This is a genomic window from Modestobacter italicus (genome assembly GCF_019799965.1).
Taxonomy (GTDB): Bacteria; Actinomycetota; Actinomycetes; order Mycobacteriales; family Geodermatophilaceae; genus Modestobacter; species Modestobacter italicus_A.
In genome coordinates this window covers 1-639 of record NZ_JABGCJ010000093.1, presented here as the reverse complement: position 1 = coordinate 639, position 639 = coordinate 1, and the positions used below count along the sequence as shown (strand labels likewise).

General features: G+C 70.4%; 1 protein-coding gene. It reads left to right on the top strand.

Annotated elements, in window-relative coordinates:
- The coding region (locus tag HLA93_RS20455; RefSeq protein WP_222196277.1) for an SDR family oxidoreductase at positions 1-637 on the top strand (637 nt) is incomplete at its 5' end.
- Positions 638-639: the final 2 nt, after the last annotated feature.

The window sequence follows — 639 nt, the reverse complement described above, 5'->3', positions numbered from 1 at the left end:
GCAGATCACCGCCGAGCACCCCGGTCTGCACGCCGTCCAGATCGACACCACCGACCCGGTGAGCATCCAGCGCGCCGCTGCTCAGGTCATCGCCGAGCACCCGGACCTCGACGTGCTGGTCACGATGGCCGGCATCATGCGCGTGGAGGACTGGACCACGCCGGGCGGGTTCCTGGCCTCGGCCGAGGACACGGTGACGACCAACCTGCTCGGTCCTGTCCGGCTCATCGGCGCGTTCATCGAGCACCTGCGCTCCCGGCCCGACGCGACGATCATGACGGTCTCCTCCGGGCTGGCGTTCGCCCCGCTCCGGGCCACGCCCAGCTACAACGCCACGAAGGCCGCGATCCACATGCTCAGCGAGTCCCTCCGGCTTCAGCTGGCGGGCACCAGCGTGGCGGTGGTCGAGCTCGAGCCGCCGTCGGTGCGCACCGCGCTGCTGCCCGGTCAGGAGGAGAGCGAGTTCGCCATGCCCCTGGCCGACTTCATCGACGAGGTCACCGAGCTGATCCGGACCCAGCCGGACGCGCGCGAGATCCAGGTGGAGAACGTCGAGTTCCTGCGGTACGGCGAAGCGCGCGGCGACTACGACCACGTCGTCGCGACCCTCAACCACCTCGACCCGCACGGCCACTGACG